The 16,461-nt window shown below is 66.4% G+C and carries 12 protein-coding genes and 1 pseudogene; 10 read left to right on the forward strand and 3 right to left on the reverse strand.

All coding sequences use genetic code 11. From position 1 onward, the window contains the following. Window positions 1–98 precede the first annotated feature (98 nt). The 3 genes from KOR34_RS09360 to KOR34_RS09375 all read left to right on the forward strand — a co-directional run bounded on the left by KOR34_RS09360 (window position 99) and on the right by KOR34_RS09375 (window position 3,718). Window positions 99–1,865, forward strand: a complete 1,767-nt coding sequence (locus tag KOR34_RS09360) for a cytochrome c oxidase subunit I (protein ID WP_146564299.1) — start codon at window positions 99–101, stop codon at window positions 1,863–1,865. A gap of 78 nt (window positions 1,866–1,943) precedes the next feature. After that, the gene (locus KOR34_RS09370) at window positions 1,944–3,179 is read left to right on the forward strand and encodes a cytochrome c oxidase subunit 3 (RefSeq protein ID WP_228714556.1); all 1,236 of its coding nucleotides are present in this window, start codon (window positions 1,944–1,946) and stop codon (window positions 3,177–3,179) included. Between the two features lie 83 nt (window positions 3,180–3,262). Next, window positions 3,263–3,718 carry a cytochrome C oxidase subunit IV family protein gene (locus KOR34_RS09375; RefSeq protein WP_146564300.1) on the forward strand — a complete coding sequence of 152 codons (456 nt, stop codon included), beginning with the start codon at window positions 3,263–3,265 and terminating at the stop codon, window positions 3,716–3,718. Between the two features lie 43 nt (window positions 3,719–3,761). Here KOR34_RS09375 and ppc read toward each other — a convergent pair whose 3' ends face one another. Further along, a complete protein-coding gene (ppc, locus tag KOR34_RS09380) occupies window positions 3,762–6,521 on the reverse strand; it encodes a phosphoenolpyruvate carboxylase (protein WP_197531280.1) in 2,760 nt (919 codons plus the stop codon). A 333-nt stretch (window positions 6,522–6,854) separates the two neighbouring features. On the opposite strand from ppc, the gene KOR34_RS09385 reads away from it, so the two are divergent. Beyond that, window positions 6,855–7,376 carry a GNAT family N-acetyltransferase gene (locus KOR34_RS09385; RefSeq protein WP_197531281.1) on the forward strand — a complete coding sequence of 174 codons (522 nt, stop codon included), beginning with the start codon at window positions 6,855–6,857 and terminating at the stop codon, window positions 7,374–7,376. 68 nt (window positions 7,377–7,444) lie between these two features. Next, window positions 7,445–9,007, forward strand: a complete 1,563-nt coding sequence (locus KOR34_RS09390; protein ID WP_197531282.1) for a glycoside hydrolase family 43 protein — start codon at window positions 7,445–7,447, stop codon at window positions 9,005–9,007. Here KOR34_RS09390 and KOR34_RS09395 read toward each other — a convergent pair. Beyond that, window positions 8,967–10,307, reverse strand: a complete 1,341-nt coding sequence (locus tag KOR34_RS09395) for an outer membrane protein assembly factor BamB family protein (protein WP_146564303.1) — start codon at window positions 10,305–10,307, stop codon at window positions 8,967–8,969. The two genes, KOR34_RS09390 and KOR34_RS09395, sit on opposite strands and share 41 nt — an antisense overlap. 695 nt (window positions 10,308–11,002) lie before the next feature. Here KOR34_RS09395 and KOR34_RS09400 point away from each other — a divergent pair. The 5 genes from KOR34_RS09400 (at window position 11,003) to KOR34_RS27110 (ending at window position 15,409) form a co-directional block, all read left to right on the forward strand. Continuing rightward, window positions 11,003–12,283, forward strand: coding sequence for a hypothetical protein (locus tag KOR34_RS09400; protein WP_146564304.1), 1,281 nt, complete (start codon window positions 11,003–11,005; stop codon window positions 12,281–12,283). Between the two features lie 8 nt (window positions 12,284–12,291). Then, complete coding sequence (locus KOR34_RS09405; RefSeq protein WP_146564305.1) at window positions 12,292–13,035, forward strand: hypothetical protein; 744 nt, start codon at window positions 12,292–12,294, stop codon at window positions 13,033–13,035. A 226-nt stretch (window positions 13,036–13,261) separates the two neighbouring features. Further along, window positions 13,262–14,380, forward strand: coding sequence for a prenyltransferase/squalene oxidase repeat-containing protein (locus KOR34_RS09410; protein WP_228714557.1), 1,119 nt, complete (start codon window positions 13,262–13,264; stop codon window positions 14,378–14,380). 32 nt (window positions 14,381–14,412) lie between these two features. After that, the gene (locus KOR34_RS27105) at window positions 14,413–15,111 is read left to right on the forward strand and encodes a hypothetical protein (protein ID WP_228714558.1); all 699 of its coding nucleotides are present in this window, start codon (window positions 14,413–14,415) and stop codon (window positions 15,109–15,111) included. A gap of 43 nt (window positions 15,112–15,154) precedes the next feature. After that, the gene (locus tag KOR34_RS27110; RefSeq protein WP_228714559.1) at window positions 15,155–15,409 is read left to right on the forward strand and encodes a hypothetical protein; all 255 of its coding nucleotides are present in this window, start codon (window positions 15,155–15,157) and stop codon (window positions 15,407–15,409) included. Window positions 15,410–15,631: 222 nt separating this feature from the next. Here KOR34_RS27110 and KOR34_RS27470 read toward each other — a convergent pair. After that, a pseudogene (locus KOR34_RS27470) lies at window positions 15,632–16,273 on the reverse strand (IS607 family transposase); the annotation flags it as partial. Between the last annotated feature and the right edge of the window lie 188 nt (window positions 16,274–16,461).

Raw genomic sequence — 16,461 nt, forward strand, 5'->3', positions numbered from 1 at the left:
GGGCGCTATGCACGCCGAACAGGCGGCGTTGACCGCTCGCTCCCCTGCGGCCCCGACGCCGTGGCGGCTCCCCGATAGACACGCAAGCAGTTCGAACTATGATCGCCCAAACCGACGGCGCCAACTTCAACGTCCCCTCGGGGACTCGGATCGAGAACCCGCAGGGGCCCAGCTACCTGACCGGCGGCGGGATCATGTCGTGGGTGTTCACGCTGGACCACAAGCGGATCGGCGTGATGTACCTGGTGGGCGTGCTCACGGCGTTCCTGCTGGGCGGCGTGCTGGCGCTGCTGGTCCGCACGGAGCTGCTGACGCCGCAGGTCGACTTCTTCACCAACTTCGTTGAGAGCACCGGGGACGAGCCCAACATCGCGGCCGCCAAGGACGCCTACAACGTCGCGTTCACGCTCCATGGCGCCGTGATGGTGTTCCTGTTCATCATCCCGAGCATCCCCGCGGCGATCGGGAACTTCTGCCTGCCGATGATGCTCGGCGCCAAGGACGTGGCGTTCCCGCGGCTGAACCTGGCGAGTTTCCACCTGTGGGTCGTCGGCGCCTGTTTCTTCCTCGCCGCGCTGTTAACCACCGGGCTCGACACCGGTTGGACCTTCTACACACCGTACAGCACCACCACCAGCGGGCCGGTGATAGCAGCCACGCTCGGGGTGTTCATCCTTGGCTTCAGCTCGATCTTCACTGGCATCAACTTTGTGGTGACGGTCAACACGATGCGTCCCAAGGGGATGACCTGGTTCCGCATGCCGCTGCTGCTGTGGTCGCTCTACGCCACCGCGATCATCCAGGTGCTGGCGACCCCGGTGCTGGCCATCACGGTGCTGCTGCTGACCGTCGAGAAGGCGGTGGGCATCGGGATCTTCGACCCGGCCCTGGGCGGCGACCCGGTGCTGTACCAGCACTTCTTCTGGTTCTACTCGCACCCGGCGGTGTACATCATGATCCTGCCCGCGATGGGCGTGATCAGCGAGGTGATCCCGGTCTACAGCCGCAAGCACATCTTCGGCTACCGGTTCATCGCGTACAGCTCGATCGCCATCGCGCTGCTCGGCTTCCTGGTGTGGGGCCACCACATGTTCACCTCAGGGCAGAGCAACCTGACCACGGTGATCTTCAGCTTCCTGACGTTTAGCGTGAGCATCCCGTCGGCGATCAAGGTCTTCAACTGGCTGGCCACGCTCTACAAGGGCAACATCCACTACAACGCCGCGATGACCTACGCCCTGGCGTTCATGTTCCTGTTCACCATCGGCGGCCTGACCGGCCTGTACCTGGGGTCGCTCGCCACGGTGATCCACCTGCACGACACGTACTTCGTGGTTTCGCACTTCCACTACGTGATGATGGGCGGCACGCTGGTGGCCTTCCTGGCGGCGCTGCACCACTGGTGGCCCAAGATGTTCGGCAAGATGTACAACGAGCTGTGGGCGAACATTGCCGCCCTGATGGTGTTCGTAGGGTTCAACGTCACGTTCTTCCCGCAGTTTATTCTCGGCACGCAGGGCATGCCCCGCCGGTACGCCAGCTACAAGCCAGAGTTTGAGGGGCTGCACCAGCTCAGCACGTTCGGTTCGTACCTGCTGGGCGCCGGCCTGACGCTGGCGGCCCTGGTGCTGGTGCACTCGCTGTTCCGCGGCCGCAAGGCGCCGGACAACCCGTGGGGCGCCGCGACGCTGGAGTGGAAGTGCTGCTCGCCCCCCACGCACCACAACTTTGAGGTCAACCCGCTGATGGGTTCGCCCTACGTCTACGACAATTTTGTCGAGGACCCCAACGGCGACGGCTACTACGAGGTGCTGCCCGACTTCAAGCGTGAAGCGGCGCCCGCCGAACAGCCCGCCCAGACCTAGCGAGAGCTCCTCCGGCCCCGCCCGGCCTGGACCGTCAGTTTTCCCAAACGCCTACCGCCCAACGACCAACGCCTCCCCATGGCCACCGCCGAAGCCACCACGCACGACGCCCACGCCGATCACGGGCACGACCACGACCACCCGGAGTGGCTCGCCCACCACTTCGAGTCGCCCGAGCAGCAGTTCGACGCGGGCAAGCTCGGCATGTGGCTGTTCCTGGCGCAGGAGGTGCTGTTCTTCTCCGGGCTGTTCGTTGCCTACACCGTCTACCGGGCGAACCACCCCGAGGTGTTCATCCAGGCGCACCACTTCCTCAACCCTTGGCTGGGGATGCTCAACACGATCGTGCTGCTGGCCAGCAGCCTGGCGATCGCGTGGGGGGTGCGGGCCGCTCAGAAGAACCAGCAGCAGACGCTGATGTGGATGCACATCTTCACGCTGGCGTGCGCCGGGTTCTTTATGGGCGTGAAGGTGGTTGAGTACAGCTACAAGTTCGACGAGGGGCTGTACTGGGCGGGCTGGGACCGCGAGTACGGCCACTGGAACGAGGACCTGACGATCAACGCCGACGGCGAGGCCGAGCCCAAGGTCCACCTGACCGACTCGGGCATGCACACCAAGCTGAAGGGCGTCATGGTGTGGAGCTTCATCATCGGCGGCGTGATGTACGGCTACGGCTGGATCCGTCGCTACTCAGCGCCGGTTAGGGCGTGGGTCTTCATCGGCCTGGGCCTGACGGTGTTGGGCATGGGCGGCGGGGTCGTTGTGGCGAACGGCGTCCAGCAGATTGAAGTCGACAAGCACGCCGCCCACGCGGCAGAGGGCCACGCCGGCGACGGCCACGGCGACCACGGGGACGAGACCCACACCCCCACCGGCGCCGAACTCGACGCGGCCGTGCCAACCTTCCAGGACGACATGCAGGCCGGCGGCGACCACGCCGAGCACGCGGTAGCCGACGAGCGTCACCCGATGGGCGAGGTTCAGACCGAGGATGTCGAGGCCGCCATCGTTCCTGAAGCCGAGGCCGGCGCAGTCGGCGTCGAGGAGACCCTCCGCGAGACGGTGCCCGTCAGCAACGAGGGCCGCCCCGCCAACGCCGGAAACTTCTTTAGCATCTACTTCGCCATGACCGGCGTGCACGCGTTGCACATCCTGGCGGGCGTGGCCGCGATCAGCTGGATTGTGGCCCGCATCGCCCGCGGCGACTTCGGCCCCGAGCGGTACGGCCCCGTGGAGTACACCGGCCTGTACTGGCACTTGGTCGACCTGGTGTGGATCTACCTGTTCCCGCTGCTGTACCTGATCCACTAATCCGGGCTATTTACCAAGCTACGCCTCACGTCCCGCGGCCGGTTCCGCGGGCAGTAAGATACGACGAGATAAGCAGATAAGCCATGTCCGATCACTCGCACGACGCCCACGAGCACCACGTCACCAGTGTCGCGACCCTGGTCGCCACGTTTGTGGCGTTGGTCGCCCTGACGGTGGCCACGTCGGCGCTCTCATTCGTGAACCTGGGACGCGCAGACATTTGGGTGACGCTTGGGATCGCGACCCTCAAGGCCGCCCTGGTGGCGACCATCTTCATGCACCTGATCCACGACAAGGCGTTCAACGTCATCATCCTGCTGGGGACCATACTGTTCGGCGGGCTGTTCATCGGTTTTACGCTGATGGACTCGCGCCAGTACTCGCCGGAAGTCGAGGCCTACTCTGCCACGGTTGAGCAGCAGGCCTACGCCGACAAGTTGATGAACGAACCGGCCCCCGCGGCGGCCGACGCCGAGGCGCCCGCCGAAGGCGCAGAGGCCGAGGGCGAACACAGTGAAGAGCGTGAGGCGGCCGAGTAGCTACCCCCCTGCTCACTTTTTGTAGCGACTGGGCCGGCCGGTGTCAGCCGGTGGTTCGCATGCCCGCCGCAACGCCCTTAATGACCAGCTGGGTCAGGCGGTCCAGCTCGTCGGCGTGCGTGGCGCCTTCCTCGGCCTGCTTTGCGCGCCGCATCACGTCAACCTGCACGAAGTTTAGTGGGTCGACGTAGCGGTTACGCAGGTGGATCGATTCCTGCAGCCAGGGCACGTCGTCCAGTAGCGCGTCACAGCCGGTCACGGCCAGCACCGCGTCGCGGGTGCGGTTGTACTCTTCCTCGATCAGCGTGTAGATCGCCTTGGCGCTCGGGTGGTCGGCCAGAGCGGCGTACCGCTTGAACACGGGCGGGTTCGCCTTGGAGAGCGCAAGCACCGAGTTGTCGATCGTCGCGCGGAAGAACCGCCAGTCCTCGTAGAGCGTGCGGAGCGTCTCGAGGCTGTCGGGTTCGGCGGACGTGAGCTCGCTGAACGCGGCGCCCAGCCCGTACCACGCCGGCAGCAGGCAGCGACACTGCGTCCAGCTGAACACCCACGGGATCGCCCGCAGGTCCTCGATCCGGTCGCCGCCCTTGCGGCGGGAGGGGCGGGAGCCGATTGGCAGCCGCTCGATGCCGGCGATCGGCGTGGCGCTACGGAAGAACGCGACGAAGCCGTCGTGGTCGACCAGCGAGCGGTACGCGCGGAGCGAAGACGCCGCCAGGCGGTCCATCAGGTCCCGCCAATCGCCCATCTCGGCGGAGGTGTTGTGGGTGGCGGCGGTCAGCACGCTCCACAGCATCTGCTCCAGGTGGCGGTGGGCGATGTGGGGGTCGTCGTACCGCTCGGCCAGCACCTCGCCCTGCTCGGTCAGCCGGACGGACCCGTCGAAGGTCTCGCTGGGCAGGGAGAGGATGGCCCGGGCGGCGGGCCCGCCGCCGCGGCCCAACGAGCCGCCGCGGCCGTGGAAGAACGTCACGTGCACGCCCTGCTGCTTGGCCGCCTCGAAGATGTTGAGCTGACCGCGGTGCAGGGCCCACTGCGCGGCCAGGTAGCCGCCGTCCTTGGTGCTGTCGGAGTAGCCGACCATCACCATCTGCTCTTCGCCCAGGCCGCGGACGTGCTCGCGGTACTCGGGGATGGCCAGCGCGTCGGTCAGGATCTGGGCGCCGTTCTGCAGGTCGTCGATGGTCTCGAACAGCGGCACGACCGGCAGCCGCAGGTTGACGTCGATCTGGGCGTCGTACTCTCGGTTACGGGCGTCGGCCCGCTCGGACCACCGCCACAGCCACAGCACGGTCAGCAGGTCGCTGGGGCTGGTGGTCATGCTGATGACGTGCCCGCCCAGCGCCCCCATGCCGAACCGACGGGCGATCCGCCTCAGCAGACGGAACAGGTCCAGCGTCTCGCGGGTGGTCTCGCTGCGGTTAACTGGCGACAGGTTGGGCGCCACCGGAAGGGTTTGCAGCAGCAGCTCGACCCGGCGTTCCTCGCTCAGCGGCAGATCGTCGTCGGAGATCAGCTTGGCCGACTTCCAAATCTCCTCCATGACCTGCGCGTACACGCCGGAGTGCTGGCGGATGTCGAGCCTTGCGGTCTGAAATCCGAAGGCGTCGATCTGATCGAGCCACGGCTGCAGGTCGGTGTGGACGATCTCCTCGTTGTCGGTGGCCAGCAGCGACCGCTTGGCGAGCAGCACCTCGTCGCGGAGCTCACCTACGGTCCGGTAGGCGCCGTCGGGGATCGGCCCGCTGAGCGTCATCTGGGCGGTCTGCGACAGCCGCCAGGCCACCACCTTCAGCTGCCGGCGGTAGAGCTCGTCGGCGGCAATCCGCTCGAGGCCCTCGGCCACCTCGGGCCACCGCTCGCACGCGGCCGCGACTGAGTCGCGGAGGGCGTCGCAAGCAGGAGTGGCGCCGCAGGAGATGCTGATCGAATCGAGCAGCGTCTCGCAGGCCTGCAGATGGTCCTCGATCGCCGCCCGACGGAGCCACAGGCACGTCTGCTCGGTGAGCTCAGGGGTGACGAATGGGTTGCCGTCGCGGTCGCCGCCCATCCAGGAGCCGAAGCGGATCATCCGCGGCGGCTCGACGTCGGCGTCTGGGTAGCTCTGCCGCAGGGCCCGCCGCACCTGGTCCATGACCCGGGGAACCGTATCCCACAGCACGCCCTGAAACGACAGCCCCCGCTGCACCTCTTCCATGACGGTCGGCTTGGTGGGCCGCACCAGGTCGGTCTGCCAGAGCTTGACGATCTCGCTCCGCAAGGCGAGCAGGACCTGCTCCTTCTCGACCGGCAGCAGGTCGCTGTTGTCGAGCTCGGCCAGCATCCCCCGCATCTTGCGCAGTTTGCTGCGCAGGCTCTTCCGCTTGGCCTCGGTCGGGTGGGCGGTGAACACTAGCTCGATATCGATCTTCGCCAGCGCTTGGGCGGTCTGCTCGGCGGTCAGGCCCCTGGCGGCCAGCTCCTGCACAGCCGCGAAGGCCGACTCGCGGCGGGGCTCCGGGTGGATCTTCAGCTCGCGCTCGCGGAGGGCCCGCACCCGCTGACGGTCCTCGGCCAGGTTGGCCAGCTCCAGGAACCCGCTGAACGCCTGGATGACGATTCGCAGCTGCTCGGCGTCCAGACCCGCGAGCAGGGCAGCCAGGGCGTCCCCCTGGCTGGCGTCGCCGTCGCGGAAGTCGCGGGCCTCGGCGCGCACCTTCTCAACCAGCTCGAACGCCGGCTGCCCGGCGTGCTGCAAAATGACCTCGCCGAACACCTGGCCCAGCATCGTGATTTCTTTGCGCAGCTTCTCTTCAACGGCCATGGTGTACAGGCGGGGGTGAGGGGAGGGATGGCCTGGCCAACCCAGCATGGTCGATTGCGGGCGTGCGTCAAGCGGGCTGGGGCTCGCGCGGTCGGTGCCAGGTCTGTAGCCAAGTTCTAGGCTCTGGCCGCCAAACGCCCACCTTCGCACCGCCCAACGGGTCCCCGTCAAGCGATGGACGCAGCAAAGTCGTCTTACCGTCTCATCGGCAGCGGTGCGGCGGTCCCAACGCAGACTCTCGCGTAATTCGACGGCCAAGGGCTGACGCACCCCGGCCCGGCCAAGCTAAAATGGGGCCTTTCCCGCCCCACCGCCGCCCGGCCCGCTGCTGCTATGGAAGCTGCTGACTTCCCCTCCGACCCGACCATCTCCCTCCGTGAGGCGGCCGAGTCCGACCTGCCCGCGATCGTCGAGATCTACAACGCCGCGATCCCGTCGCGGACGTCGAACGCCGACCTGCGGCTGATCACCGTCGAGAGCCGCCTAGACTGGTTCCACGCCCACTCGGCCGAGCGCCGCCCGCTGTGGGTTGCGGTCCACGAGGGGCGGGTGGTGGCCTGGGTCGGCCTGTCGGACTTCCTGCCGCGGTACGCGTACCACATCACGGCCGAGGCGAGCCTGTACGTTGACCCGAGCCTGCAGGGCCGCGGCCTGGGCCCGTGGATGATGCAGCAGCTTATTGACGAGTGCCCCCAGCTGGGCGTGGAGAATGTCATCTCGCTGGTGTTCGCGCACAACAAGCCGAGCCTCAAGGTGCACGAGCGGCTCGGCTTCGAGCGGTGGGGCCTGCTGCCGGGCGTCACGAAGCTCGACGAGAATCGCGGCGACGTGGTCGTGCTCGGCAAGAAGATCTGATTCCTATTCGCTTCGTGGCGGCTGATCCTGGCCAGCGCCCTGACCCCAACCCGGGAGCATCGGTTCAAGTGATCACCCTCCGTATCCTCGCGGCGTGCTGCGCCGCCGTTGCAGGCGCTGCGCCCGCACTGGCGGCCGCGCCGCCGCTGACCTACGCCAACCCGATCTACGGCGGGCAGGACCCGTACGTGTTCCAGGCGGACGGCTGGTACTACATCGCGGCCAGCGCGCCGGGCGACACGGCGATTGTCGTTTTCAAGTCGCGGTCGCTGACCGACCCGGGAGTCAGCCGCACCGTGTACCGCCCGCCACCGACCGGCCCCTACAGCAAGCAGCTGTGGGCGCCGGAGATCCACCGCATCGACGGCCAGTGGTACATCTACACCTGCGCCGACGACGGCGACAACGCCAACCACCGGCTGATTGTGCTGAAAGCCGACACCGACGACCCGCAGGGCCCGTACAGCATGGCCGCCGAGCTGCAGACCCCCGGCTGGGCGATCGACGAGAGCGTGTTCCGCACCGCCGACGGGACGCTGTATTGCGTCTGGTCCGGCTGGCCGACCGACACCGTGCCCGACTCGACCCAGCACCTGTTCATCTCGCGGATGAAAAGCCCCACCGAGCTGGTTGGCCCAGCGGTGGATATCTCCGGCAAGATGTACGAGTGGGAAACCCGCGGCCGCCCCGCGGGACTCAACGAAGGCTCGCAGCCGCTGCAGCGCAACGGGCGGCTGTTTATCGTGTACGCGTGCAGCGGCAGCTGGACCGCCGACTACGCCCTTGGCCTGATGGAGTGCACCGACGGCGATGTGATGAACCCAAGGTCCTGGGTCAAGCGGCCCGAGCCCGTGCTCAGCCGCACCGACGGCGTGTACGGCCCGGGGCACGGCTGCCTGACCAAGAGCCCCGACGGCACGGAGGACTGGTTGGTCTACCACAGCTCGATCGACCCCGAGGGCTCGTGGAACCGCGCGATCAGCATCAAACGCTACGGCTGGAAGCCCGACGGCACGCCCGACTTTGGCGAGCCGGCGCCGTGGGGAAAGGTGCTTCCCGCCCCGTCGGGCGAAGCGCCGCCGCCGGCCGGCGACGCGTATGCCGATGACTTTACTTCTGTCGACGCGTGGGAGCCGATCACGTTCTTCCGGGAGCACTCGGTCTCGGCACGTGACGGGCGGGTGGCCATCCGCGGCGCGCTCGACCCCCGCTACAGCGACAAGCTCGTCCTCCGCGACCGCGGCTACGACGATCTCGACATCACGGTCGAGGTCGCCCGTCGCCGGGGCGATGGCCCCGCGGGGCTGCTTTTCCGGGCGAGCAACTGCGCGGTCGGCCGCCACCGCTACTCCGGCTACGTTGCCCAGATCACCGCAGACGGCGTTGTCGAACTCGGCCGCAGCGATGGACGCTCGCTAACCATCCTGGCCGAGGCCGAACTGCCCGACTCCGGGCGCGGTCCGCGCCGGCTCCGCGTCGTGGCCCGGGGGCCGGAGATTTCGGTCTACATTGGTGACGCCGACCAGCCAATCCTCACCGCCACCGACGACGCTCACACGACCGGGCGGGTTGGATTGCTGGCCGATGGCGTCAACGCGTTGTTTGGCCGCTTCCGCGTGGAGCCGCTTTAGCCTGCTGGAGTGGCTCGCGTACGCAGATTAGTCGGTCCTCGTACCGCAGCAGCAGCGAGCCGTCGCCTACGGCGGTGCTGGCCCACAGCCGGCCGGGGATGGTGTTGGTGCGGACCAGCGTGAACTCGGCGCCGGGCTCAAGCACGTGCACGCCGCCACGATCGTCGGGCAGCAACACCTTACCGCCCACGGCCCAGGGCGACGCCCAAAACGCCGACGCACCGCGGACGCGTTCACGGTACGCCTGCTCGCCCGTCTTGGCGTCCAGCGCGTGCACGATCCCGCCGCGGCGGGTCAGCACGTAGACCATGCCGTCGTAGATCAACGGCGACGACATGCCGAGCGGCGTCTCGGTTGAGCCCCACAGCAGGAAGGGGCTCTGCCCGTCCTCGCCGCTTGAGATGTCGCCCTCGCCTCCGGGCTTCACCGCGAAAATGCCGCCGCGCCCGCCGCCGCGCCGCGAGCGGTCCTCGGCGCCTACAATCAGCAGCTCCTCGGTCGCCGCCGGCGAGGCCGAGCTGCGGCTGCCGCCGACGTCGAGGGTCCAGAGCAGCTCGCCGGAGGCCGGGTCGTACGAGCGGAACTTCCCGCCGCCGGTGACCAGCTCGGTCCTCAGGCTGTTCTTCCAGATAATCGGCGTGCTCCAGTTGGAGCCCTCGTCGCGGTCCTCGCGCCACAGCTCCTCACCGTTGTCGGCGTCCAGCGCAACTAAGAACGACTGGTCCTCGCTGTCAACCTGCACGAACAGCCGACCGTCGTGCAGCACCGGTGAGCTGGAGGTGCCCCAGTCGGCTTGCATGCGGTAGGTGCCCAGGTCCTTCTGCCACACCTCGTTGCCGTCGAGGTCGTAGCAGTACAGGCCGGTCATGCCGAAGTAGACGTACACCCGCTCGCCGTCGGTAACCGGTGTCTCCGAGGCGTAAGTGTTGTCGCGGTGCGTGCCGACCGTCGGCACGCCAGCCTTGGCCACCTTGCTCCACAGCTCGTCTCCGGATTCCAGGTCCAGACAGATAAGCTCCCACCGCTGCGGCCGACGGCGGTCGTCGCCCCCCTCGGCCTCCTCATCGGGGACCGCGGTGGCGATCAGCACCTTGCCCCCGGTGATCACCGGCGCCGCCCAGCCGCGACCCGGGATATCGGCCTTCCACGCGACGTTTTCCGATTCGCTCCAGCTGAGCGGGTGGCTGTCGCCGTCGACGACGTTGTTGCCGTTGGGGCCGCGGAACTGGGGCCAATCCGTAGCGAAGGCGGGCAGGGCGGTGAGGGCGGCCAAGGCAAAGGCCGTCAGTCGAGGCTTCATATCACGTGCTCCATGGTGTGAGGGCCGGACCGAAGGGGTGGCCGCGGACCGGCCACTTTAGTGTGTTAGGACGTCGAGCTCGAAAGGGAATGAAACCCACCAGTAATGTGCAGGTTTTCCGTGATCTTTCCCCGTCTTTCCCTGACTGAGCATTTAACACTCCTGCCGCTTCGAATTTTGCGACTCTACTCGGTCGGTTTCGTCCGGTCGGATCTTTGTCAGAATCTTCTATTGCAGGCTCAACCGCGCTGCGGCAGAAGCGTGAGCCTTCTAACTTTGCCCCAACTCGATTCATCCAGGGGACGAAACGCCAGCCGGATAAACTGTGAGAACGGTCGCAAAGCTGGAAGTGTTTGGCTGTCGGTATCCGCATCGACGCGCCCCAATGTTGCATTGCTCGGGGGCTAGCACTCGAAGGCTCGCCAATTCGCTTCGCCCCATTTGCGTAGCCGGTTCTGCGTGCAACTGGCGGTGTCCCGCGGGTTATCCTGGGGCCACTCACCGTGGAGAATCCTCGCCGCTCAGCCGGTGCGTCTGCCTCGCGATTCGCGGCATCGACGTCCGCAACGGGTAATGATGGATATGTGAACGGCGGCAGGAAACTGCTTGCTTCGACGCTGGCCGGCGCCCTATCCTGACGCGGGCGCTCGCCACCCGCGTTCCTCTTCTCTATCCGCCGCCAACGCCGAGTCGCCATGAGCGAACCCGCTGCCTTTGCGCTGATCAGGGACGGCAAGACTCGCTACTTCGCGGACCGCTGGGCGAGCGCCCTGCTGCGCCGGGAGGTGATGTGGGGTCCTCAGGACTTCGCCGCCTGGGTCGAGCAGTTCGAGGAACTTGACGAGTGGGCGCTCGACTGCGATGGCGGCGCCGTGGTGGACTACGACAACCGGCTCTTGCTGTGGGAGGGCGCCGCGTCGGAGTACCGCGTGCCCCGTGTCCGCCGGCTCTACAACCGCCTGCTGGCCGCCGCGTGGCAGGAGTTCAAGGTAGAGCTTGCCCCCGCCGGCAGCGACAGGCTGGCGAAGCACGTCGGCATAATCGACGAGCCCCGCGACCACGCCGACGGCGAACTCCCCGACGACGAGGACGAGGAAGACGACGACTACGAACCTCGGCTGCAAACGGTCGAGGAATCCCGCCGCTACGAGCCGGACGAGGATGACGACCCCGACGAGGACGATGATGATGTTCCCCGGGCGTGGGTGACCATTGTCGATGCTGAAGGTTCTTCGCGCCACCGTCAGCTCGACGAACTCCCGCTCGACCTCCTGCAAGGCGAACCCGAGGCGCTGGAGGCGGTCGCCAAACTCAAGCCGGCGCAGATACCGCCGGAGGCGGTGGTCTCCGAGGGTCTGTTCCTGAATACGAAAGAGCGCATCGCGTTCGTGTGGGGCTCGCCCGAGCTTCGCGAGCGGATGAAGGAGTTGGGCCGCCGCTGGCGCGGTTGGACGCTCCGCTGGAGCAAGCAGGGCTACGCGCAGCAATGCGCTGCGTCGGGCGTCGCCGGGCAACCCATGACCGACGCCGATGCGCTGGCAAGGATCCTGCCGCTGGTGCTCTCCACCGAGCAGTTCAACCTGGGGACCGTCATCGGCGCCATCGGCGGTGGGGTGCAGAAGTTCGCCCGCAAGGCGACCGGGTGTCTGATCGTTGTGCTCTGCCTGCCGCTGCTGCTGTTCGGTGTGTTCTCCGGCGCGTGGATGTCGGTGCTCTACGCTGTCGTCGCTACCGTGGTAGTGGTTTCTGGGCTGTACATGCTGATCGTGCGTCGGGTGCGGAGGTCGTTCGCCAAGAAGATGCAGCCCCTGCAGGGCGACGGCGGCGCGCCGACCGTCGTGGCGGGGCCGCAGGACGAGCAGGAACGCAAGGTGCGGATCGACCGGCTGCTGGCGTTGGCCGGCCTGCCGCCGCTGGCGGAGGTGCAGCCGCTCTTCCCCAACGCGACCGGTCTTGAACTGCTGGCAGAACAGTGAGCCTCCGGATGTCGACCCGCTACTACACCGAGAACCTGGCAAAGATCCGCTACAAGCACCTCAAGCAGGCGCTTGCGCCAACGGCAGGCCCGCTCGCGGGGCTGATGGCGGGCGGGCTGCGGCTGGCGCTCATGGCCGGCGTGCGGCTGCCGGCGGCGCACGGGGATGGTTTCCCAGGGTCGGAGCGGACGATCGACCCGGCCGAGCTGCCGTCGGCCGCTGTGGCGAAGTGGGCGCCGATCCTGGAGCAGCTCCGCGACCTGGGCTTCGAGCCGCTGCGCACCTGCCAGGACCAGACGGTCGGCGCTAAGCTGCACTACGGCACAACCCTCTACAATCCCACGGGGAACGCCGTGGCCATCCTGGAATGGACCCGGATGGCGGGGGCGGGTGGTTTCGAGGAGAACACGCCGCTGGAGCTAAACGCCTACATCGACGGCGGCCCCGACATCGTCACCGGCGTCGTCCGGCGTCAGGACATTGCGATGGCCGACCTGGTGCAGATCGAGTCGGCCGAGATCGTCAGCTTCGACAACCGCCGCCCGCTCGGTGAGCTGTACGCTCAGCACCGCGAACGCTGCGCCGGCAAGGACGTCATCGCGGTGGGCGAAGAGAACGTCGAGGCGCTGGTCGACGCTCGCGCCCGTCAGCGGTTTGACGAGCTGCTGCAGAGCGGGCTCCTGCGGGAGCTCTCGCCCGACGAGGTGAAGCGGCTGGCGGCGGCCGACGTCGGTGAGCTGCATGACTGCTGACGCCGCGGTGCGGCCGCCGTGTCGCACGGCGCGACAGCGCGCGTCGGTCCAAACAGCACGGCGAATGTGTGACCCCACCATCCGGGGCGGTTTTCGGTCGGATTGAGGCAATGTCGTCCGGCGCCCGATTCGCTTCTAGCCACCGCGGGGTTCTCCCCGTAGTAGTATTTAGCAGCCCCCGGGCCGTCCGACGGCCCAGTTCCGCACCAATCAACCGTAGAAACCTATGCCAACCCGAATCGCGACTGGATTGCTAGTTACCTGCTTGCTGCTAACGCCGGCCGCCGGCCTGCGCCCGGCCGCGGCCGCCGAGGCCGATGCCAAGGCGGTGGTCGCGAAGGGGCTGTCGTTCCTGCGTGAGAAAGGCCAGGACGCCAACGGGGCGTTTTCTCCGCGGGCGGGGTCGGGCATCACATCGTTGTGCGTTACAGCGGCTCTGCTGAACGGCGCCGGCCTGGACGACCCGCTCGTGGCGAAGGGGCTCAAGGCGGTAGAGGGCTACGTGCAGCCGGACGGCGGCATCTACGGCAGCCCCCGGCTGAAGAACTACGAGACCTGCGTCGGCATCGTCTGCCTGGTCGAGGCCAACAAGCGGGCCGGCGACGGCCGCTACGACGAGACCCTCAAACGAGCCAACGCCTACGTGCGCGGCTTGCAGATCGGAGCCGAGGGCGAGGTCGGTAAGGACGACCCGCAGTTCGGCGGCGTCGGCTACAGCGGCCGCGAGCGGCCCGACCTGTCCAACACCAGCTACCTGGTCGAGACGCTGATCGCCATGGGCGCCCAGGACGACGACCCGGCCATCCAGCGCGCGCTGGCGTTCGTGACCCGTTGCCAGAACCTCCAGGGCGCCGGCAACGACACCCCGTTCGCCGGCAAGGTGAACGACGGCGGCTTCTACTACGTGATCCCCACCGAGAACGTCGACCCGTCGACCTCCGAACGCTACACGGCCGACGGCGGGCTGCGGAGCTACGGCTCGATGACCTACGCCGGCTTCAAGAGCATGGTCTACGCCGGCCTGAACGAGAACGACCCCCGCGTGAAGGCCGCCCTGGAGTGGATCGGCAAGCACTACAGCGTCGAGAAGAACCCGGGCCAGGGGACCGCGGGCCTGTTCTACTACTACAACACGTTCGGCAAGGCGCTTGAGGCTTCTGGCAAGGCGAAGATCGACACCGCCAGCGAGGGCGAGCGCGACTGGCGGCAGGACCTGATCGCCGAGCTCGCCAAGAAGCAGCGCGACGACGGCTCGTGGGCCAACTCCAACCAGCAGTGGTTCGAGAACGACCCGAACCTCTGCACCGCCTTCGCGTTGCTGGCCCTGTCGTACTGTCAGCAATGATCGGTCCGCGGTTGGCGAGGTTGAGCGGGTGGGTGTCGGCTACGGTGTGGGCGGTCAACGTGGGTTTGCTCGCCGCTGCCGCGGCGTGGGTCTACTTGGACGGCGGCGCTCCCCACAGCGTTGAGGCCATTGCGGAGCTGCGGGCAGGTTCGACCTGGAGCGACCAGACCACCGCTCTCGCGAGCGCCGTCGTGGCGGCGGCCGCCACCGCGGTCGTGATGCTCCTGATGTTGTTCATCGGTCCCCCCTGGTGCCGCTCAACCAAGGCCTGGCTGCTGTTCACCGGCGTGGTGTGCGGGTGGCTCGGCCTGGGCATCCTGTGGCCCGATCTGTACTGGGCGGGCCAGCAGCGGCGGGTTGCGTCGGAGCTGGCCGCGGCGACCGAGTTCGCCCGGCAACTCAGCACCGACTGGCCAACCAACGACGGCGAGCTGCCCGGCGTGGGGATGTTCCTGGCCTACCCCAAGGGGGCGCCGACCGTGATGCTGCTGATCGGCACGGCGGAGATCCCCGGCACGGGCCTGTGGTTCACCCTGGTCGAGCGGGGGCCCGGCGGCGTGCTGCGTTTCGAGCTGGCCGGCGACGAATCCGACGCGTGGCTCGAGTGGCGCCCCGACGGCTCGTCCCCGGAGACCTACGTCGGCGGCCTAGAAACCCACTACCGGCTCCGCCGCGACACGCGGCTGTCTGACCAGTGGGTGCTCTCGCGGTACGACGCGGGACCGGGTTGAGTCCCATTCGTTTTGTCCAAAAACACGCGCGGAGGCTCGCTAAATGCTCTGTTTTTCTACGCCGGTCCTTGAATTCATAGTGGAGCTGCTCCCCTTTAATGCGGACGCCCCTGAAGACCGTCTCTCGCCGAACCTTCTGCCGCTTGAAGCCCTTCAGGTCGATGCAGAGCTTGTGTTTGGAGAGCGGCTTGTGGCCTTGCTCATGGCACCATCTAGAGAAGTGCTGGTAGAGACCCGCCAAGGGCAGGCAGGTGCTTTCAGAGGCCTTTTCGATCTTCTCGCTGGCGTATTGAGCTGACAGGCTTAGTTCTTGAGAAGGCAGGTAGGCCTTTAGTATGTTATTGTTGGCTACATTTTTATAAAGAATGTGATATGAGAGAGCTTTTCCCTCTTTGGTCTTGTAGCCTTCATCGATCATCCGCTGGAGAGTAATCGTCAGCGGGTAGCCCTCGTCAAGAAGTTCTTTGGCCCGCTTGATCGTTGGAGCTTCTAGCGTTCGCCGCCTGACGCCGCTGCTTCGGCTTCCGTAGAGCTTGCTGCTGAAGTGATGAATGACCGCCAGTAGGTCCTCGGCCAACTCTTCTTTCTCTTCAAGGTCTTGCTTCTCTGTGAATACAACACGTACCTCGTACTGGGTTAATAGGTACAGGATGAGTTCAGTTCCAAAGCGAGCTAGTCTGTCCTTCTGAGTAATTAAGAGGGTGGCCCCATTGAGCTTTCCATTGATCGCATCACCCAGCAGTGTGGTTAATCCACGCCGCTGATAATTAAGACCACTCAGTACATCCTTATAGACCAGTGGATCCTTGCACTGATAAAGATCTAAAGCTGAGGCTTTTAACCTCTCAATCTGTCTTGCTAGATCATTATCCTTGCCCCCTTTCGCGAAGCCCTTCGCCTGATCGTTAGTCGAAACGCGCGCGTAGATCGCAACCACGCCCGCTGATTTGGGCTGGCTTTTCTCAGAGTTGATCCAGGCCAGAAGGTCGCTGCGCAGAAAGCGGCGGTGGCCAGAAGGCAGCTTATAGACTTTCAGCTCGCCCGAATCGGCTGCTCTTCGAACAGTTGACCCATGGCAGCCCGCTAGAGCTGCAGCGTCTCGTAAGGCCAGGAACTGGGCACCGCGTGCAGGTTCCCCGTTTTGTGCACCTTGAGCGGCCATGATCCCCGAAGAATTCGAGTCAGGAAGTCAGCCGCTGATAGATTTTGGTAGAATTTTGGTGGCGGGGACAAAACTCGGGGCCTACTCCGGCCTTGAATTGTCGTAAGTGCTTTCGTGCTGGTTGATTCCGTTCCTATCCCCAACGAGGCGCGGCGGGGTTTTGTCCGATTTGGGGGACGCGGAACGGA

It is taken from the genome of Posidoniimonas corsicana (assembly GCF_007859765.1).
GTDB classification, from domain to species: Bacteria; Planctomycetota; Planctomycetia; order Pirellulales; family Lacipirellulaceae; genus Posidoniimonas; species Posidoniimonas corsicana.